The organism is Siminovitchia fortis (assembly GCF_003605365.2).
Taxonomy (GTDB): domain Bacteria; phylum Bacillota; class Bacilli; order Bacillales; family Bacillaceae_C; genus Siminovitchia; species Siminovitchia fortis.
Window position 1 is genome coordinate 1 of record NZ_QYTU02000039.1, and the last position, 19,070, is coordinate 19,070.

General features: G+C 43.9%; 18 protein-coding genes, 1 pseudogene and 2 other annotated features. Of the genes and pseudogenes, 17 read left to right on the forward strand and 2 right to left on the reverse strand.

What is annotated here, in order from left to right; translation table 11 throughout:
• The first annotated feature begins 106 nt into the window (after nt 1–106).
• The 9 genes and pseudogenes from D4N35_RS14720 to D4N35_RS14760 all read left to right on the forward strand — a co-directional run bounded on the left by D4N35_RS14720 (nt 107) and on the right by D4N35_RS14760 (nt 9,708).
• Nucleotides 107–556: a MaoC family dehydratase gene (locus D4N35_RS14720; RefSeq protein WP_120075031.1), complete on the forward strand. Its 450-nt coding sequence runs from the start codon at nt 107–109 to the stop codon at nt 554–556.
• A 319-nt stretch (nt 557–875) separates the two neighbouring features.
• Nucleotides 876–1,853, forward strand: a complete 978-nt coding sequence (hflK, locus tag D4N35_RS14725) for an FtsH protease activity modulator HflK (RefSeq protein ID WP_120075033.1) — start codon at nt 876–878, stop codon at nt 1,851–1,853.
• Complete coding sequence (hflC, locus tag D4N35_RS14730) at nt 1,834–2,766, forward strand: protease modulator HflC (protein ID WP_120075035.1); 933 nt, start codon at nt 1,834–1,836, stop codon at nt 2,764–2,766. The genes hflK and hflC overlap by 20 nt, the downstream gene beginning before the upstream one ends.
• A 75-nt stretch (nt 2,767–2,841) precedes the next feature.
• Entirely contained in the window at nt 2,842–3,189 is a 348-nt protein-coding gene (locus D4N35_RS14735; protein WP_120075037.1) for a DUF4260 domain-containing protein, read from the forward strand.
• A gap of 503 nt (nt 3,190–3,692) precedes the next feature.
• Nucleotides 3,693–6,314 (forward strand): DNA polymerase I, encoded by a 2,622-nt coding sequence (gene polA / locus D4N35_RS14740; protein ID WP_120075084.1) that lies wholly within the window; start codon nt 3,693–3,695, stop codon nt 6,312–6,314.
• 61 nt (nt 6,315–6,375) lie between these two features.
• A pseudogene (gene mutM / locus D4N35_RS14745) lies at nt 6,376–7,205 on the forward strand (DNA-formamidopyrimidine glycosylase).
• Between the two features lie 77 nt (nt 7,206–7,282).
• On the forward strand, nt 7,283–7,915 hold the full coding sequence (gene ytaF / locus D4N35_RS14750; RefSeq protein WP_120075041.1) for a sporulation membrane protein YtaF: 633 nt from the start codon (nt 7,283–7,285) through the stop codon (nt 7,913–7,915).
• A gap of 17 nt (nt 7,916–7,932) precedes the next feature.
• Complete coding sequence (coaE, locus tag D4N35_RS14755; protein WP_120075043.1) at nt 7,933–8,535, forward strand: dephospho-CoA kinase; 603 nt, start codon at nt 7,933–7,935, stop codon at nt 8,533–8,535.
• A gap of 144 nt (nt 8,536–8,679) precedes the next feature.
• A complete protein-coding gene (locus D4N35_RS14760; RefSeq protein ID WP_120075045.1) occupies nt 8,680–9,708 on the forward strand; it encodes a glyceraldehyde-3-phosphate dehydrogenase in 1,029 nt (342 codons plus the stop codon).
• A 69-nt stretch (nt 9,709–9,777) separates the two neighbouring features.
• On the opposite strand, the gene lepB is transcribed toward D4N35_RS14760, so the two are convergent.
• Nucleotides 9,778–10,326, reverse strand: a complete 549-nt coding sequence (lepB, locus tag D4N35_RS14765) for a signal peptidase I (protein WP_120075047.1) — start codon at nt 10,324–10,326, stop codon at nt 9,778–9,780.
• Nucleotides 10,327–10,508: 182 nt separating this feature from the next.
• Between lepB and nrdR the strand changes: the two genes are divergently transcribed.
• The 5 genes from nrdR (at nt 10,509) to thrS (ending at nt 16,905) form a co-directional block, all read left to right on the forward strand.
• Nucleotides 10,509–10,964: a transcriptional regulator NrdR gene (gene nrdR, locus D4N35_RS14770; protein ID WP_120075049.1), complete on the forward strand. Its 456-nt coding sequence runs from the start codon at nt 10,509–10,511 to the stop codon at nt 10,962–10,964.
• A 16-nt stretch (nt 10,965–10,980) separates the two neighbouring features.
• Nucleotides 10,981–12,414, forward strand: a complete 1,434-nt coding sequence (locus tag D4N35_RS14775; RefSeq protein ID WP_120075051.1) for a replication initiation and membrane attachment family protein — start codon at nt 10,981–10,983, stop codon at nt 12,412–12,414.
• Nucleotides 12,398–13,333, forward strand: a complete 936-nt coding sequence (gene dnaI, locus D4N35_RS14780; RefSeq protein ID WP_120075086.1) for a primosomal protein DnaI — start codon at nt 12,398–12,400, stop codon at nt 13,331–13,333. Before D4N35_RS14775 ends, dnaI begins: the two co-directional genes overlap by 17 nt.
• A 490-nt stretch (nt 13,334–13,823) precedes the next feature.
• Nucleotides 13,824–14,621: a putative sporulation protein YtxC gene (locus D4N35_RS14785; RefSeq protein ID WP_164876396.1), complete on the forward strand. Its 798-nt coding sequence runs from the start codon at nt 13,824–13,826 to the stop codon at nt 14,619–14,621.
• Between the two features lie 59 nt (nt 14,622–14,680).
• Nucleotides 14,681–14,907: a binding site (T-box leader), on the forward strand.
• Between the two features lie 48 nt (nt 14,908–14,955).
• Nucleotides 14,956–16,905: a threonine--tRNA ligase gene (gene thrS, locus D4N35_RS14790; RefSeq protein WP_120075055.1), complete on the forward strand. Its 1,950-nt coding sequence runs from the start codon at nt 14,956–14,958 to the stop codon at nt 16,903–16,905.
• Between the two features lie 68 nt (nt 16,906–16,973).
• On the opposite strand, the gene D4N35_RS14795 is transcribed toward thrS, so the two are convergent.
• Entirely contained in the window at nt 16,974–17,519 is a 546-nt protein-coding gene (locus D4N35_RS14795; RefSeq protein ID WP_120075057.1) for a YusW family protein, read from the reverse strand.
• Between the two features lie 188 nt (nt 17,520–17,707).
• Nucleotides 17,708–17,844: a sequence feature (ribosomal protein L20 leader region), on the forward strand.
• 115 nt (nt 17,845–17,959) lie between these two features.
• Here D4N35_RS14795 and infC point away from each other — a divergent pair.
• The 3 genes from infC to rplT are packed head-to-tail and all read left to right on the forward strand — an operon-like array spanning nt 17,960 to nt 19,065.
• The gene (infC, locus tag D4N35_RS14800) at nt 17,960–18,463 is read left to right on the forward strand and encodes a translation initiation factor IF-3 (RefSeq protein ID WP_120075059.1); all 504 of its coding nucleotides are present in this window, start codon (nt 17,960–17,962) and stop codon (nt 18,461–18,463) included.
• Nucleotides 18,464–18,484: 21 nt separating this feature from the next.
• Complete coding sequence (gene rpmI / locus D4N35_RS14805) at nt 18,485–18,685, forward strand: 50S ribosomal protein L35 (RefSeq protein WP_120075061.1); 201 nt, start codon at nt 18,485–18,487, stop codon at nt 18,683–18,685.
• A gap of 26 nt (nt 18,686–18,711) precedes the next feature.
• Complete coding sequence (gene rplT / locus D4N35_RS14810) at nt 18,712–19,065, forward strand: 50S ribosomal protein L20 (protein ID WP_120075063.1); 354 nt, start codon at nt 18,712–18,714, stop codon at nt 19,063–19,065.
• Nucleotides 19,066–19,070 lie beyond the last annotated feature (5 nt).

Genomic DNA, 19,070 nt, shown 5'->3' on the forward strand with positions numbered 1-19,070 from the left:
ATGGGCAAGGCGCTTGCGCTTTTCTTACTTTGTTTTCAATAATAAAAATGGTATTATATTTCACAATAGATCGCAAACTCATAAACTTTTTTCGGGGGTGCTCTTATTGTTATTGGGGAAAAAGCGTAAGCTTGGGCGGCAGATTGGTGAAATCTCAAGAGGCGAAAAGCTGAAGCTGACAGAGAAAATCGAAGATAAGGATCTGTTGCTGTATCTTGGTTTGACAAATGACGCCAATCCGCTTTATATCCAGCATGACTATGCTTCCCAAACACCGTATGAAAAGCCAATCGTCCCACCGATCATGTTGACGGGAATCATCACTTCGGCTGTTACAAAATATTTGCCGGGGCCGGGCTCCAATATCCTTAAGCAGGAAATAGAATTTTTGAAACCGGTTTTTCATTATGCAACAATCGATTTTTTGTTTGAAATTATCGATGTCAATGAACGGGATCATACGATCACTGTGAATGTGCTCGGGACTGACCGCGGCGAAACGGCCATAAGGGGAACCCTCCTTGTATGCCCGCCATACCCATCCTTAGGAAAATAAATGGAGCAGGCGATTCGGCCTGTTCTTTTTTTACTGAGTAAGAAAGCATAAGATGTTTTAGCTTTAAAATTTTGAACAAAGCCTTTTGTGTTGTCTAGCTCCAGCGCCTATCGACTAGCAGACTTCGCACCTCCTCCTACGATAAGTCAACATCGGCTCGTTCCTCGCCGTGTTTCCTTTATCTCGTCGGAGGCACTCCAGTCTGTACGTCGATGGGCAAGGCGCTTGCGCTTTTCTTATTAAAAGCGGATAATGAAACCTTTTTTCTAATGTCCCGTAATACAATGGTATAAGAGATAAAGAGAAAGGAACGTGGGGAATGAGTTTAAAAAGGGTTTACGCAGCGGCAGGCATTTTGATTGCCGGAATTTTGCTCGTCGTTTCGCTTTTTACATCCTGGTATACGCTGGATGAATCGGACCAGGCGGTGATTTTAACGTTCGGCAGAGCCGGTGAAACGGTAACGGATCCTGGATTGCATTTTAAACTTCCATGGCCGGTTCAGCGGGTTGAAAAGCTTGCAAGGGAGACAAAGAGCCTCCAGTTTGGATTTAAAGAATCAGACGGGAAAAAGGAACTGTCCGATGAAACCAAAATGATTACAGGGGATGAAAATATCGTTTTGGCGGATCTTGTCGTCCAGTGGAAGATAACAGACCCCAAAAAATATTTATTTAATGCGGACAACCCCGAAGAGGTGCTGTATGATGCAACATCCGCATCATTAAGAAGTATTATCGGAAGTTCAAAAATCGATGATGCGCTCACCTCCGGAAAGGCCGAGATTGAAGGGAACGTCAGGGACCTGTTAACTTCACTTATGGAAAAATATGATGTCGGGATTTCCATATTGGCCGTCAAACTTAAAGATGTAGAACTTCCAAATAAAGAAGTCCGAAGTGCTTTTACAGCGGTAACGGATGCACGGGAAACGATGAACACGAAAATAAACGAAGCAAGAAAATATCAGAACCAGAAAATGAATGAGGCTGAAGGGGAAAAAGCCGCCATTATGTCAAAAGCGAAAGGGGAAAAAGCCGCAAGGCTGGAAACCGCACGCGGAGACATAGCTGTTTTTAATAAGCTTTATAAAGAATATAAAAGCAGCCCCGAGGTAACAAGGGAGCGTTTGACGATTGAGACGCTGGAGCAGGTTCTTCCGGAAACAGAGATTTACATCATGAACGATGACGGAAATACGTTGAAATACTTCCCAATCCGGCCAATGGAAAAAGAAGAGCCGCAACAGGCGGAGAAGACGGAGGGGGATGAGCAGCATGGACAAAAAAATAATTGATTTCGGTTCGCGCAAGGCTGCTGAAGTCGAATGGCGCAAATATACAAGATTTGGCCTATTCCTGATCATATTGATTGCCCTTCTGCTGATTTTGTTTTCCAGTCTGTTTGTAGTGAAAGAAGGGGAGTATAAGGTTATCCGCCAGTTTGGCGAGGTTGTGCGAATCAAGACGGAACCGGGGCTTGCCATGAAGGTGCCGTTTATTCAAAGTGTATCAACTCTTCCCAAATATCAAATGACTTATGATGTGTCAAAGGCGGAGATCAATACGAAAGACAAGAAAAGGATGATCATAGATAATTATGCGCTATGGAAAATCGTTGACCCGAAAAAGATGATTGCCAATGCGCGTACGGTGGAAAACGCCGAATCGAGAATGGAAGAATTCATTTATTCGGTTGTCCGGACGGAACTTGGCCAATTGAACTATGATGAAATTATTAATGATGAAAAATCCTCCCGTGGAAGCCTGAACGACAGGGTTACAGAAAAAGTCAATGAGCTGCTGTCAAAAGACGAATACGGTGTCGTTGTTACAGACGTTCGAATGAAACGCACAGACCTTCCAAATGAGAACGAAAATTCAGTCTATACCCGGATGATTTCCGAACGTGAATCAACAGCCCAGGAATATTTGTCAAGAGGGGACGCGAAGAAAAACGAGATAACCGCAGAAACTGATCGGAAAGTAAGGGAAATGCTCTCCAAAGCGCAGGCTGATGCGGAAGTGATCCGCTCTGAAGGAGAAGGGGAAGCCGCTAAAATCTACAACGAAGCTTTTTCGAAAGACCGGGAATTCTATCAGCTTTACAGAACCCTGGAGTCCTATAAAAAGACAATCGGCGAAGATACAGTTATCGTACTGCCGGCTGATTCTCCATATGCAAGATTGCTAATGGGGTATACGAAATGATCGAAGTGCCGGGGCAAGAGTACCCGGCATTTTAGTTTGAAAATGGGGTCAAGTGATTTCCTGGAGGGATGAAAATTGAATAAGGCGCTTTTACATGTGGAAGGGCTCGTGGTATTAGCCTTAAGTCTATGGATTTATGGATATAACCAATTCAGTTGGATATTGTTTATTGTACTTTTATTTGCACCGGATCTTTCAATGTTTGGATATTTAATCAATAATAAAATCGGTGCAATCATATATAATGTATTCCATACATATACGGTAGCAATGATTGTTATATTCTTTGGCCTATTATTTGTCAGTTCAACAACCTTGGCAATCGGTTTAATATGGGTATCCCATATAGGTATGGATAGGATGTTCGGCTATGGATTAAAGTACCCCACAGAATTTAAGGATACCCATTTGAATCGGGTATAATCTTATTCTTTATTTTCGAACGAGTTTGTCCAGGAGTGAGGCATCATAAATTTTTAATACGATTAAGCTTTAATTCATGCTCAGCTGTTTTTTGAAAGGTGTATATAATATCTGACTCCAAATGGCTCAGCGTATGTTTCACTTCTTTGAATCGTTGGGTCATTTCCTCACGGGTGCTCTGTTGTTCGGTCTGGATGATTTGAAGTGCCGCTCTTGTCTCGGTCCGGAAGTCTTTCAATTCGGAATCAATGTTCTCAACCCAGTTTCAATGCTCCAAATTCAGTCCAACTTCTTATCCATCAGAATTAACGAAGGGGAACAAGAGTTGCTATTTAAATTTTCAAATAACTCAATAAACAGATCATCTTTAAGTAAAACTCCTTTCCTCTACCCGCTCTTTTTTTCACATTCCCGAACACACATGCTAGAATAAAAATATCAGACAGGCGGACGCTCTGCTTGCTTAGGAGGTATTTGGCTTGGGAAAAAATAGTAAGAAATTAATGCTCATAGACGGGAACAGTGTTGCCTATCGCGCTTTTTTCGCTTTGCCGCTGCTGCATAACGAAAAAGGGGTTTATACAAATGCGGTCTACGGCTTCACTACGATGCTGATGAAAGTGTTGGAGGAAGAGAAGCCGACCCATATTTTGGTCGCGTTCGATGCCGGGAAGACGACGTTCCGCCATGAAACGTACAAAGAATATAAAGGCGGCCGCCAAAAAACTCCGCCGGAGCTTTCCGAACAGTTTCCATTTCTGAGAGAGCTGCTGGATGCTTATGGAATAAAACGGTACGAACTTGAAAATTACGAGGCGGACGATATCATCGGCACCCTTGCAATCGAGGCGGAAAAAGACGGCTATGAAGTAAAAGTCATTTCCGGCGACAAAGACTTGACCCAGTTGACGACCGACCATATAACAGTGGGGATTACGAGAAAAGGCATTACAGACATCGAAAATTATACTCCGGAACATATCAAAGAAAAGTACGGTCTCACACCGGAACAGATCATTGATATGAAAGGTTTGATGGGAGACCAGTCAGATAATATTCCCGGCGTTCCCGGAGTCGGCGAAAAAACGGCCATCAAATTGTTGAAGGAATTTGGCACCTTGGAAAATCTCCTCGGATCTATCGACAAGGTCAGCGGTCCCAAATTAAAGGAACGTCTGGAAGAATTTAAAGACCAGGCTGTCATGAGCAAGGAGCTCGCCACTATTTCAACGAAAGCACCTATTGATGTCAATATGTCCGATTTGATGTATGAAGGCTATAACCTTGCTGTACTGAGATCCCTTTTCCAGGAGCTTGAGTTCAATTCCCTTCTCGGAAAGCTTGAAGGCGGCGATGAGGAAACTGAAGACCAACCGGAAAATGAAGCAATTGAATTTCAGACGGCCGAGTCAATAGCAGAAGGGCTTTTTGCCAATCATATGGCTCTATATGTGGAGATTCTTGAAGATAATTACCATACAGGCGCGATTGCCGGCTTTGGCCTTTCAAGCGAAAAGGGAAATGTTTTCCTTCCAGCTGAAACAGCATTGAAATCGAAAGTTTTTAAAAAATGGGCGGAAGACGAAACAAAGAAAAAGCAGGTTTATGACGGGAAGCGGTCGATTGTTTCTTTAAGAAGGCACGGAATTGACTTGAAAGGGATTGATTTTGACCTGCTCCTTGTCTCTTATTTGCTTAACCCTTCTGAATCGACAACGGATTTTGCAGGCGTCGCGCAGCGCCACGGTTATACGAACGTGCAAACGGACGAAGCGGTTTACGGAAAAGGTGCCAAGAAAAAAGTGGCCGAAGGAGATATTCTGGCTGAGCACCTTTCCAGAAAGGCACTGGGGATTGCCTCTTTATATAAGCCTTTGCTTGACGAACTGGATAAAAATGAACAGCTTGATCTTTTCTATGACTTGGAGCTTCCACTGTCATTCATCCTGGCGGATATGGAATACACAGGCGTCAAGGTGGACATCGAACGGCTGAGGGATATGAAAGCCGAAATGGCGGAACGTCTGTCACAGATAGAAGAAAAAATATATAATCTTGCCGGAGAAAAATTCAACATCAATTCGCCAAAACAGCTTGGAGTCATTTTATTTGAAAAACTGGGCCTGCCTGTCATCAAGAAAACAAAGACAGGGTATTCCACCGCGGCGGATGTTTTGGAAAAACTGGCACCTGCACATGAAATTATCCAAGAAATCCTGAACTACAGACAGCTCGGAAAGCTGCAGTCAACCTATATAGAGGGTCTGCTTAAAGTGGTGCATAAGGATTCTGATAAAGTCCACACCCGCTTTAACCAGGCATTGACACAAACCGGAAGATTGAGTTCGACGGATCCGAATCTGCAAAACATCCCCATCCGTTTGGAGGAAGGACGAAAAATCCGCCAGGCCTTTATTCCTTCGCAGGAAGACTGGGTGATATTTGCCGCGGATTATTCGCAGATTGAACTCAGGGTTCTTGCCCATATTGCGGAAGACGAAAAACTGATGGAAGCCTTCAGGGAAGATATGGATATCCACACAAAAACGGCGATGGATGTTTTTCATGTCAGCAAGGATGAAGTGACATCCAATATGAGACGCCAGGCAAAAGCGGTCAACTTTGGGATCATCTATGGAATCAGCGATTACGGACTTTCACAAAACCTGGGAATTACTCGGAAAGAAGCCGGCACATTCATTGACCGGTACCTTGAGAGCTTCCCCGGTGTACGGAATTATATGAAGGACATTGTGATGGACGCCAAACAAAAAGGCTATGTATCGACACTTCTTCATAGAAGGAGGTATATCCCGGAAATTAACAGCAGGAATTTCAACATCAGAAGCTTTGCGGAACGGACTGCAATGAACACCCCGATTCAGGGAAGTGCGGCTGATATCATAAAAAAAGCAATGATCGATATGTATAAAAAGCTTGAAGAAGAAGGCTTGAAGACACGCCTTTTACTTCAGGTGCACGACGAATTGATATTTGAGGCCCCTAAAAATGAAATCGAAAAGCTGGAAAAATTGGTCCCCGACGTGATGGAACATGCGCTGGAACTCAAGGTTCCGCTGAAAGTCGATTATTCATACGGGCCGACATGGTATGATGCTAAATAGGAAAGCGGAGCTAGATATAAATAAATTAATCAACAAAGCTTAAACATCAGGGAGTGAGAAGATGCCGGAGTTGCCGGAAGTTGAGAATGTAAGAAGGTCGCTGCTTCAGCTGGTACAGGGGAAAACCATTCAAAGCGTTGAATCCGGCTGGCCCAAAATCATCAAGCAACCTCTTGAAGTTGAGCAATTTTATGATGCTTTGTCAGGGCAGACAATCCATGATTTACAACGAAAAGGGAAGTTTCTGATTTTCATGCTTGATGATTATTCGCTCGTTTCACATTTAAGGATGGAAGGCCATTACAGTGTGAACAAATGTGGGGACCCGGCGGATAAGCATACACATGTGACATTCAAGTTTTCCGACGGAACGGAGATGCGTTACCGGGATGTACGGAAGTTCGGGACGATGCATTTATTTAAAAAGGTGAGGAAAATAAAGAATTGCCTTTGGCGAAGCTTGGTCCCGAGCCATTTTCACCTTTATGTTCACCGGAATATCTCAAATCGGAGTTTCAGAAAACGGAACGGATTATAAAGGCTGTACTGCTGGACCAGTCCATCGTGGCCGGGCTTGGAAATATTTACGCAGATGAGGTTTTATACAAGGCGAAAATACATCCGGAACGGAAAGCCAAAACATTGACGGAAAAAGAAATCGGGAAACTGTGCCATGAAATGGTACAGACGTTGGAAGACTCCATCTCTGCAGGAGGAAGCTCGGTCAATACTTATATGGATTCAATGGGCTTGAGCGGTTCCTACCAGGAAAGGCTTCAAGTTTATGGGCGGAACGGTGAAGCGTGCATCGACTGCGGAACCATCCTGGAAAAAACGAAAGCCGCAGGGCGCGGGACGCATTTTTGTCCAACATGCCAAAAAAATTCATAACAATTCAGCTTTTTAACCATCAGCAAGCAACCTTCATATAATAATTTATCGCAATTTGAAGGGGAAGGAGCTTGCAGATGGGCTATATATTTTCGCTTTTATTATTAGCAATTGCCATCAGTCTTGACAGCTTTGGAGCCGGATTGGCGTATGGGTTGAGGAAAATTAAGATTCCTCTAAAGTCGATTATGATTATTGCATTTTGTACCGCTTTATCGCTTGGAACGGCCATGCTTTTCGGACAGCTGATCCAAGGGTTCCTGTCTCCTGTAGCCGCCAACCGAATCGGAGGGGCGATCCTTATTGCAATCGGCGGCTGGGTTATTCTTCAGTTTATCAGATCTGAAAAGGAACAGGCGGGCCATCAGGAGAAATTGGAGTTTAAATGGGAAATCAAATCGCTTGGAATTGTCATCCATATTTTAAAAAAACCGACCAGGGCCGACTTCGATTCTTCGGGAACGGTCACAGGAGTTGAAGCATTCATGCTTGGGGCGGCGTTGTCTCTTGATGCTTTCGGAGTGGGGATCGGTGCAGCGATGCTCGGGTTCAGCCCGATCATTTTATCCGGAGCGTCAGCCTTGATGGGCGGATTGTTTTTGTCTGCAGGCATCGCTTTTGGCGGATTATTTGCCCACATGCGCGCCATACAGAAATTCACCTTTTTTCCGGGTGTACTGTTGATAGTCATCGGACTTTTAAAAATGTAAACGAAAGAGGCAGGCAAATGGCTTTTATTGTAGGATTAACAGGAGGAATTGCAAGCGGGAAAAGCACGGTTTCCAAGCTTTTGGAAAAACGGGGCTTTGCCATTGTTGACGCAGATATTGCAGCAAGAAAAGTTGTGGAGCCGGGCGAAAGGGCATATATGGACATTGTTGAGGCGTTTGGCAGCAGAGTCCTTTTGGAAGACGGAACGCTTAATCGCGCCAAACTGGGTTCGATTGTTTTTCAAAACGAAGAAGAACGAAAGAAATTAAATGCCATCGTCCACCCTGCCGTCCGGAAAAAAATGAAGGATTGGCAGGAAGAAGCAATTGAATCCGGGAAACAGACCGTTATTCTTGATATTCCCCTCCTTTATGAAAGCAAATTAACCCATCTTGTTGAAAAAACAATTGTGGTCTTTGTCAATGAAGAGACCCAATTAAAAAGGTTGATGGAAAGAAATGCTTTTACAGAGAAAGAGGCGAAATCAAGAATCGCATCCCAAATGCCTTTACGGGAAAAAGTGGAATTGGCCGATGCGGTGATCGATAACAATGGGAGCATTGAAGAAACTGAAACGCAGCTGGACCAGCTGATTGAAAAATGGAAAATGAAACCTTGAACGGGAGCGAATGGGCGCTCCCTTTTTTGGTTATTTTAACGGTAAAAGTCATCATTTTGTTCTTTCTTTTTAACTTAAATATGTTATACTATTTACGATCATATGAAATTAAGTATAACACTATATAGGGGGATCCCGGTTATTATGAAGGCTAATGTAGCAATTAATGGATTTGGCCGTATCGGCCGCATGGTTTTTAGAAAAGCGATCATGGAAGACCGTTTTAATATTGTTGCGGTCAATGCAAGCTATCCTGCTGAAACACTTGCTCATTTAATCAAATATGATACAACCCACGGCACTTTTGATGCCGATGTAAAAGCTAAAGAAAACGCTTTGGTGGTAAATGGAAAAGAGATTAAATTGTTAAGCAGCCGAAATCCTTTGGAGCTTCCTTGGGGAGAGCTCGGTATCGATATCGTCATTGAGGCTACCGGAGTATTCAATTCCCGCGACAAAGCGGCAATGCATCTTGAGGCAGGAGCGAAAAAAGTTGTTTTGACTGCTCCCGGTAAAAACGAAGATGTAACGATCGTCATGGGAGTTAACGATGGTGATTTGAATATCGATAAGCATGACATCATTTCCAATGCATCTTGTACAACAAACTGCCTGGCACCTGTGGCAAAAGTGATTGACGATGCATTTGGCATTGAAAACGGTCTGATGACAACTGTCCATGCGTATACAAACGACCAAAAGAATCTCGATAACCCGCATAAAGATTTGCGCCGGGCACGTGCATGCGCCCAATCCATCATTCCTACAACAACAGGGGCGGCAAAAGCATTGTCACTTGTATTGCCTCATCTGAAAGGTAAATTGCATGGGATGGCACTGCGTGTACCGACACCTAACGTGTCACTCGTTGACCTTGTTGTAGATGTTAGACGTCCGGTAACAGTCCAGGATGTGAATAAAGCGTTTGAAACAGCTGCAAAGGGTCCGTTAAAAGGCATTTTGTCCTTTACGACTGAGCCGCTTGTTTCTATCGATTTCAATACTAATCCGAACTCAGCCATCATCGACGGCCTTTCAACCATTGTTATGGACGAAACTAAACTGAAAGTACTTGCATGGTATGACAACGAGTGGGGATACTCCTGCCGCGTAGTAGACCTTGTCTCCTATGTAGCATCATTGCTTGATAAAAAAGAAGCAAAAGCTGGTTAATGTCAAATAAATGAAGGGACAGATCCGCGGTGGGCCTGTCCCTTTTATATTTAGTTATATAGTTCAACACTATTTTGGCAAGCCGATCTCATTCAAGGGATAAAACCGGAATTTCACTTCGCCTATCACTGAGTCATATGAAATTAGACCGAATGTGCGGCTGTCCTTACTGTTTAAACGGTTGTCCCCCATTACAAACAGCATATTATCAGGGACTTTGCTTTTCCCCGTTTTCTCAAGCAGAGAAAAGTCTTCGGTGAGGCTGTTGCTTGGACTGATTCTTTTATTTTCATCTAAATAAGGTTCTTTATACGCCTTTCCATTTATATAAAGTACATCGTTTTTCACTTCAATGCTGTCTCCTGGCAGTCCGATCACACGCTTGATGTAATGTTCATTCTCAATATCTGGCGCATCGAATACAATCACATCAAATCGCTGAATTTTGGACGTTTTACTGATGACGACTTTATCGTGATCCAGGAAGGAGGGCGACATCGACTCTCCAAAAACAGTGATGGGCGAGAAAAGAAATTGCCTGCAAATAAACGCGAGGATGATCGCAACTATGAACGATTTGGCCCACGAAATCATTTCTTTTTTTGTATTTTCCTTCATGTCTTTCCCTCCAAAAAGCTTTTTTGATATATTTACTGTATACCATTTAAACAAATATCAACAGATGTTTTTTGAAAATTATTTTTCCAAATGCTATTTTACCGGGTTTGTTTTTCTCCTTTTTCTTTCCACTTCAATTGCTGTATAATGAGGAGAAGCACTCATGAACGGAGCTGAAGAAGATGAAATGCCCTTCATGCAAGCATAATGGCACGCGTGTCGTGGATTCTAGGCCGGCAGATGAATGGAGATCAATCAGAAGAAGGCGTGAATGTGAGCGGTGCTCCTATCGTTTCACAACTTTTGAGCGTGTGGAAGAGACGCCCCTGATCGTAATCAAAAAAGAGGGGACCCGCGAAGAGTTCAGCAGAGAGAAGATTTTGCGCGGTTTAATCCGGGCCTGTGAAAAAAGGCCGGTTGCATTGGAACAGTTGGAAACAATCACCAACGAGATTGAAAGTGAACTGCGAAACATGGGACAATCTGAAGTCAATTCGGAAGCAATCGGGGAAATGGTGATGGATAAACTTGCCAAAATCGATGAGGTCGCCTATGTCCGTTTTGCCTCGGTATACAGGCAGTTCAAAGATATCAATGTATTTTTGGATGAACTGAAAGATTTAATTAAAAAAGATTAGTGAGAGTGTGTTTGGCTTGAAACAATATTGGAACGAGGTCCAGCCTATAGATAGTTTTTATGCAGCGATGAATGGCCATATTTGCGACCACGACAAGAAAGTCATCTCCTTCTTGTATCAGCCTTTGATGGGAGTTAACTGCACGAATCTGTATACGACGCTGGCTTACATGGTTGAAGAAAATCGTCTATGGTCCGAAGAGTGGAACCATTATCATCTCATGGGGTTGCTGGGCTTGAATATGGATGATATTTACCATGCGCGTTTGAAGCTGGAAGGCATGGGGCTGCTGAAGACATTCCTCAAAGAATCGGACGGTCACAGGGTTTATATTTATGAACTGCAGCCCCCGCTGTCAGCGGAACAGTTCTTTACCGACGGCATGCTGAATATTTATTTATACCAAAAGCTCGGGCAAACCCATTTTCTTAAATTAAAGAGAGCTTTTTCCGATTCAGCCATTAATAAAGAAGAATTTGCAGATGTCACCCGCTCTTTTCAGGATGTCTATACGTCCATGAGCGTTCACGCGCTGAAAAACTTCGAGGGCCAGGAACACAGCTCGCCGGACCCGGACATGAGGTATATTCACCGCGAAAAGGCGGAACCGATACATATTTCCACAGATAGCTTTAATTTTGACCTGCTCCTATCCGGCCTGACCACTGCCATGGTTCCAAGAAAAGCTTTTACTTCAGCAGTCAAGGACACTATTACCAAACTTTCTTTCTTATATTCTATTAACGAAATCGATATGCAAAAAGTTGTCCTTTCAAGTATAACGCCAGACGATAAAATTGATTTGGACGAGTTGAGAAAGGCGGCACGTGACTGGTACCAGATGGAAAATGACGATCAGCTTCCGCAGCTGGTCAATCGCCGGCAGCCCGTCATGTACCGGGAGAGTGATGGTGCAGGTTTATCAAAGGAAAGCAAACTCATTTTTTATTTGGAGACGACTTCGCCGCGGCAGCTTTTAATTGATCTGTCCGAAGGGGCTCAGCCGGCCATGTCCGATTTGACAGCGGTGGAAGAAATCATGCTGGGCCAGCAGCTTGAACCGGGGGTCATGAATGTGCTGATCCATTATGTCATGTTGAAGACAGATATGAAACTGTCAAAGAATTATATGGAGAAGATTGCTTCACATTGGGCACGCAAAAAGATCAAGACGGTAAAAGCCGCCATGGAGCTTGCAAAAAATGAACATCGGCAATATCAGACGTGGGCAAATGAAAAGAATGAACGGAGTCAAAGGCGCAAAACGCCTATCCGTACCGAAAAGCTTCCGGACTGGTTCGTTCTTCAGGAACAGGAACAACCGGAAGTGAAAACAAAAACGGCAACCGTAAAACATGATCCTGACATGGAAGAAAGAAGGCGCAAGCTGGAAGCTATCCAAAGGAAGTATCGAAAAAATGGAGGTGAAAAAGGTGGAAAGCATCAATAAAACGATGCAAAGGCTGTACCAGGCACCTGAATTCCGGAAAAGATACGAAGATTTAAAGCAGGAAGTGCTGGAGAATCCCGATATTCAGGCTTTTTTAGAGGAAAATAAGCACGCAGTCACTGATCGGATGATTGAGACCAATTTAATGAAACTGTATGAATACAAGTCCCAGACGATTAATTGCAACGGTTGCCCCGGCCTTTCCGGATGTATGAATATCATGAAGGGCTATGAGCCTTCACTTGTCATTGAAAGTAATAGAATTGACATTCATTACCGCCCATGCCCTGAAAAAATCCTGGATGACGAGCGGCGGAAAACAAGGAAGCTGATCGAAAGCTTCTACATGCCGAAAGATATTCTGAATGCTTCCTTTGCCGATTTTTCATTGGACAGTGAAGGCAGGCTGGATGCGTTTGAATACGCCGAGCGGTTTACGGCCGAGTACACACAAGGAAGCAGTATGAAAGGACTTTACCTGCACGGGGAATTTGGTGTCGGCAAATCCTATTTATTGGGGGCCATCGCCAACCAATTGGCGGAAAAAGGAATTTCATCGCTGATTGTGTATGTTCCGGAGTTTCTTCGGGAAATGAAACAGTCGCTTGGGGACCAGACATTGAATGAAAAACTGGAAACGGTGAAAAAAGCACATGTCCTTATGCTTGATGATATTGGTGCAGAAGCGATGTCGAGCTGGACCAGAGATGAAATTTTGGGCTCGATCATGCAATATAGGATGCACGATCAGCTTCCCACCTTTTTTACATCGAACTTTGATTACAGCGGTTTGGAACATCATTTGACCTATACGCAAAGAGGGGAAGAGGAAAAAATGAAAGCACGGCGATTGATGGAGAGAATCAAATTCCTTTCCCTTCCCGTCAAATTGGGCGGGCCGAATCGGAGACATTTTTAAAAGTTCGGCGACGGACAGGATGTCCTAGTGCCGCCGACGCCACAGGATGTGGCGGTTTAAGGCGGCCAGCGCTTGTCGCCCCTGAGCGGCCGCCCTCCGCTTTTCCATTGTCCAGCTCCAGCGCTCAGCGACTAGCAGACTTCCTCTTCCTTCCTACGATAAGTCAACATCGGCTCGCCTGGCGGCATCGCCGTGTTGTCTGGCTGCGAGTGCCATCGACTCGAGGTCATAAGCCAATCGCTGCTGAAGGCAAACTACGCCTTCTTCAGCGCTCGTCTTATGCTTGTCGCCGATAAGCAGGCACTCTCCGCCTTTCCTTATCCTTTATCTCGTCAGGAATCGTCCAGTTTGTACGTCGCTAAACGAGCGCCTCCGCTTTTCCAAGTACCCTCAAATGGGTACTTTTTTCATGTCCAAGGCATAGCCGGGACGTGCCCCCCATATACATGAATCAACGGTATGAATGTGTAAGCCAAAGGAGGGGCCCGGCATGGATATCATCCTTTTATGCGAAGAAGAAGCTGTTCAGCTGCAAACTTTTTTTCTTAAACACGGCCTGAAAGAGCCATTTGCAAAACAACAGAATGCTTTTGTTTTTTCATTGCCTGATAAAGAATGCTATATGGATATGCTTGCCTATTTCATCATTCATGTGAAAAGAGGCGAATTCCTTCATAAGATACTTTCCAAAAAATTTTATTATGAAAATGAGGAAGAATGCGAGCAAATTATTGAGATTGTATCTGAAATGTGCAGCGGAAAGAGGGAAGAATTAACCGCATTGGCAGGAAAAATAAATGAATTTGAACTGGTCAGGAATGCAGTGGGGTCTCTTCTGGACTCGTCAACTTCTGTACTATTTGATTCCCTTTGGACTTTCAGGCTAAAAAAATATCAGGAGACATTGATCCGATATTTGCATGTGGCCATTGATGAATACAAGATGGAGCAGGAATATCAGATGTTCATTAATATGCTGAGGGAATATTTAAAGGACCGTACGCCAATAAAGAAAATGGTGCATCTTTTAATTGATGACGAAATAACATTTTATGATGAGCATTTTCATGCCATGGAAAAAAAACAAGTCATAGACATGGTTGACCGCCGCCTGCTTGCGATTCATCCTGTATATATCGATTCAGCCGTCATTGCACCGCTTTTATCCATGGCTCCTGAAAAAATAATTCTTTATACACCTTACGAGGAGAAACCGCTTGTCAGGACCCTTGTCAACATTTTTGAAGAGAGAATGGTCATCCTTCCACCGGTCCAGAAAACCAAATAAATGAATCCTCTTGATTTTCCGCAAGCAACATTCTATAATACGTACATAATCAAATGAACCTAACAGTTATGACAAGGACAAGAGTATTCTTTTACGGTTTACAGAGAGGGAAGGCCAGCTGAAAGCTTCCTAACACGATTTGAATACTTACCGCCTTCGAACTCCGGCCATGAAATGTTAAGTAGTGGGCGGCGGACCAAATCCGTTATTTATTCTAAGTCATGAGACGGCCAAGCCGTTTTGTGAAAATTAGGGTGGAACCACGTGCTCAAAACTCGTCCCTTTCCCAGGGGCGGGTTTTTTATTTTAAATAAAAGAAGAAGGAGTAGATTGCATGTCTGAACAAATACAAATCACTTTTCCAGATGAGTCCGTCAAGGAGTTTCCTTTGGGGACTACAACGGAAGAGATTGCAGCTTCCATCAGCCCGGGTTTAAAGAAAAGTGCTGTTGCCGGAAAATTGAACGGCAAAATGATTGACCTGAGAACTCCCATCCACGAGGATTGCTCCATTGAAATCATTACTCCCGGAAGCGAAGAAGCCCTTGAAGTGCTTCGCCACAGTACAGCCCATTTAATGGCGCAGGCAGTATCAAGGCTTTATCCCGGTGTGAAGCTTGGTGTCGGGCCGGTCATTGAAAACGGATTTTATTACGATATGGATATGGAGCATTCTTTGACACCGGATGATTTGCCTGTCATTGAGAAAGAAATGAAAAAAATCATCAATGAAAACTTGGAAATCGTTCGGAAAGAGGTTACAAGGGATGAAGCGAAAAAGCTGTTCGCACATGATGAGTATAAGCAGGAACTGATTGATGCCATTCCCGCGGATGAAAAAGTGACAATCTACGAGCAAGGGGAGTTTTACGATTTATGCCGCGGCGTCCATGTCCCTTCTACCGGCAAAATCAAGTTTTTTAAATTGTTGAGCATTGCCGGTGCCTACTGGCGCGGGGACAGCAACAATAAAATGCTGCAGCGCGTATATGGAACTGCATTTTTTAAGAAAAGCGATCTTGAAGAGCATCTGAAAATGCTGGAGGAAGCGAAAGAGCGCGATCACCGCAAGCTTGGAAAAGAGCTTGGCCTGTTTACAAATTCACAAAAAGTGGGGCAGGGGCTCCCGCTTTGGCTTCCAAAAGGCGCTACAATCCGCAGGGTCATTGAGCGCTATATTGTGGATAAAGAAGTGGAGCTTGGCTACGATCATGTATATACTCCGGTTTTGGGAAGTGTCGACTTGTATAAAACAAGTGGACACTGGGACCATTATCAAGAGAATATGTTTCCTATCATGGACATGGACAATGAACAGCTTGTATTGCGTCCGATGAACTGCCCGCACCATATGATGGTGTATAAAAACGAAATTCACAGCTATCGTGAATTGCCGATCAGGATTGCAGAGCTTGGCACAATGCACCGCTATGAAATGTCCGGAGCATTGTCAGGACTCCAGCGTGTCCGCGGCATGACACTAAATGATGCTCATATTTTTGTCCGGCCTGATCAAATTAAAGACGAGTTCATCCGGGTAGTGCAGCTGATTGAAGAAGTGTACCGTGATTTTGGTATTGACGATTATTCATTCCGCCTTTCCTACCGTGATCCTGAAGATAAAGAGAAATACTATGATGATGATGAAATGTGGGAAAGAGCGCAATCCATGCTCAAAGCAGCCATGGATGAAATGAAGCTGGATTATTATGAGGCTGACGGGGAAGCGGCGTTCTACGGACCGAAGCTTGATGTCCAGGTGAAGACGGCCCTTGGCAAGGAGGAAACATTGTCAACTGTACAGTTGGACTTCCTGCTTCCTGAAAAACTTGATTTGACATATGTCGGCGAAGACGGCAAGCAGCACCGCCCGGTTGTCATTCACCGTGGAGTCGTTTCGACAATGGAACGGTTTGTCGCCTTTTTGATCGAGGAATACAAAGGGGCATTCCCAACATGGCTGGCTCCGGTCCAGGTCCAGGTGATCCCTGTATCTCCGGATGCGCATTTCGATTATGCCAAACTCGTCACTGACAAACTGAAAGCAAGTGGTTTACGTGTGGAAATGGATAAGCGCGATGAGAAAATCGGCTATAAAATCCGTGAAGCACAAATGCAGAAAATCCCTTACATGCTGGTCGTCGGAGACAACGAAGTCGAAGCCGAAGCAGTCAACGTGAGAAAATACGGAGAGAAGAAGACCGAAACAGTCCCATTGAAAGAATTCATCAACCGTATCCTGGAAGAAGCCGGGGGACAGTCCCTTAATGAGGTAACGCGTTAAAGCGGCGGAGGACAGTCCCCAAAAAAGGTGAAGGAAACGCCGTTTCCTTCACCTGATTTGTTTTTAGGCTATTTTTTATCCTCAAATTCTTTTTTCGTTCCGTTTTTCATCGTATAGTCCAGTTCGAATTTTGTATAGTTGTCATCAAGCTGGAATGTGTCAAGGATTTGCTGGATGGCGTCTTCCTTTGTTGTGTTTTCATCGATTCTTACGTCTTGCATTAATGTGTATAATGTCTGGAATGCTTCTATTCCTTTAAGCTTCTTATCATGCACAGAGTCATTCAATTCCGCCCGGTAAGAGCCAGAACCGGCATCCTTTTCTTCATATTCAAAATCATACTCCATGTCTGGGGCATAGTCGATTTCCAAATCGAATTTCGTATATGGGAAATTGTCCATAAGCTTTTTGGCGTTCATATCCTGGACATTTCCGTCATCGGATTTGTTGCCGCTGTCTTCTTTGTTGATCTGATCGTCATTCGTTGTTGCATTTTCATTTGGCGGCGGGACTACCTGCTCCTTTGGATGGTTATCCACGGATGGATCGTTTGAGCAAGCGGCCAATCCAATAGCGAACAGGGGTATCGAAATGGAATAGATCCATTTTTTCATATGAGTGAGCCTCCTTGTAACTTGACCTATCTATATAAAGTTTTTCCCGATCCTTGAAAAATAAACATTGCGGGCTGGACATAAATTTGGTATGATTAACAACGTTGTTATCACAAGGCTTCAAATGCCTGTCATTTGACAAATTTATGTAGCCATGGTAAACTAATAGAGGTTAATCGAATACTTGTTTGTGTAAGAAGGAGCTGCCCGCTTCTCGCCTGATTGACGCATCCATGCTGTTGACAGGTTATGAATGTATAGCAATTATCCATACGTTATGTATGATTAAGTGCGGGCCCTTTGCGGCCCGCATTTTTTATGGACCAGACTTGATAAAGATAGGCGAAAAGACTCATAGGACCGGAATAGATCAGCCCTATTTTTACTCAAACTCAGTATTCTTGAAAATACCTTGGAGGTGGCTAACTATTAGCAAAGATATGTTTGTGAATGAAGGCATTCGTGCCCGTGAACTTCGTCTCATTGACCAAAATGGTGAACAGGCGGGTGTCAAAACCCGCAATGAAGCGCTGGATATCGCTGCGCGTGCAAACCTTGATCTTGTATTGGTGGCGCCGAACGCAAAACCCCCGGTGGCCAGAATCATGGATTATGGGAAATATCGTTTTGAACAGCAGAAGAGAGAGAAAGAAGCGCGCAAAAACCAAAAAGTGATCAACGTGAAGGAAGTTCGTTTGAGTCCAACAATTGATGAGCACGATTTTAATACAAAGCTCCGCAATGGACGCAAATTCCTTGAAAAAGGAAACAAAGTGAAGGCATCCATCCGCTTTAGGGGACGTGCCATCACTCATAAAGAAATCGGCCAGAAAGTACTGACACGTTTTGCCGATGAATGCAAAGACTTGGCGACTGTCGAGTCCAGGCCACGAATGGACGGCAGAAGCATGTTCCTTGTACTCGCACCGATCAATGAAAAGTAATGTTTTGAGGAGGAAATTCATATGCCAAAAATGAAAACACACCGCGGCGCAGCGAAACGTTTTAAAAAGACTGCCTCCGGCAAATTGAAACGTTCACATGCTTATACAAGCCACTTGGCCGCCAATAAATCCACGAAACAAAAGCGGAAACTCCGCAAGTCGGCAATCGTCTCTAAAGGAGACTTCCGCAGAATTCGGCACTTGCTTGATAATATTAAATAATTAGGGAGCATTAGGAGGGAAATAATATGCCACGCGTAAAAGGCGGAACAGTTACCCGCAGACGTCGTAAGAAAGTTTTAAAATTAGCAAAAGGTTATTATGGTTCCAAACATACATTATATAAAACTGCCAACCAGCAGGTAATGAAATCTTATATGTATGCTTATCGTGACCGCCGCAACAAGAAACGTGACTTCCGCAAACTTTGGATTACACGTATCAACGCGGCAGCGCGCATGAACGGCCTTTCTTACAGCCGTTTGATGCACGGCTTGAAAGTTGCCGGCATCGAAGTAAACCGCAAAATGCTTGCAGACCTTGCTGTTTCTGATGAAAAAGCATTTGCAGAACTTGCAGACAAAGCAAAAGCTGCACTTTAATATCA

Excerpts from the sequence above, each read along its gene's own strand:
- hflK (WP_120075033.1), top strand. The coding sequence starts at position 876 with ATGAGTTTAAAAAGGGTTTACGCAGCGGCAGGCATTTTGATTGCCGGA.
- hflC (WP_120075035.1), top strand. The coding sequence starts at position 1,834 with ATGGACAAAAAAATAATTGATTTCGGTTCGCGCAAGGCTGCTGAAGTC.
- polA (WP_120075084.1), top strand. The coding sequence starts at position 3,693 with ATGCTCATAGACGGGAACAGTGTTGCCTATCGCGCTTTTTTCGCTTTG.
- ytaF (WP_120075041.1), top strand. The coding sequence starts at position 7,283 with ATGGGCTATATATTTTCGCTTTTATTATTAGCAATTGCCATCAGTCTT.
- coaE (WP_120075043.1), top strand. The coding sequence starts at position 7,933 with ATGGCTTTTATTGTAGGATTAACAGGAGGAATTGCAAGCGGGAAAAGC.
- D4N35_RS14760 (WP_120075045.1), top strand. The coding sequence starts at position 8,680 with ATGAAGGCTAATGTAGCAATTAATGGATTTGGCCGTATCGGCCGCATG.
- lepB (WP_120075047.1), bottom strand. The coding sequence starts at position 10,326 with ATGAAGGAAAATACAAAAAAAGAAATGATTTCGTGGGCCAAATCGTTC.
- nrdR (WP_120075049.1), top strand. The coding sequence starts at position 10,509 with ATGAAATGCCCTTCATGCAAGCATAATGGCACGCGTGTCGTGGATTCT.
- D4N35_RS14785 (WP_164876396.1), top strand. The coding sequence starts at position 13,824 with ATGGATATCATCCTTTTATGCGAAGAAGAAGCTGTTCAGCTGCAAACT.
- thrS (WP_120075055.1), top strand. The coding sequence starts at position 14,956 with ATGTCTGAACAAATACAAATCACTTTTCCAGATGAGTCCGTCAAGGAG.
- D4N35_RS14795 (WP_120075057.1), bottom strand. The coding sequence starts at position 17,519 with ATGAAAAAATGGATCTATTCCATTTCGATACCCCTGTTCGCTATTGGA.
- infC (WP_120075059.1), top strand. The coding sequence starts at position 17,960 with ATGTTTGTGAATGAAGGCATTCGTGCCCGTGAACTTCGTCTCATTGAC.
- rpmI (WP_120075061.1), top strand. The coding sequence starts at position 18,485 with ATGCCAAAAATGAAAACACACCGCGGCGCAGCGAAACGTTTTAAAAAG.
- rplT (WP_120075063.1), top strand. The coding sequence starts at position 18,712 with ATGCCACGCGTAAAAGGCGGAACAGTTACCCGCAGACGTCGTAAGAAA.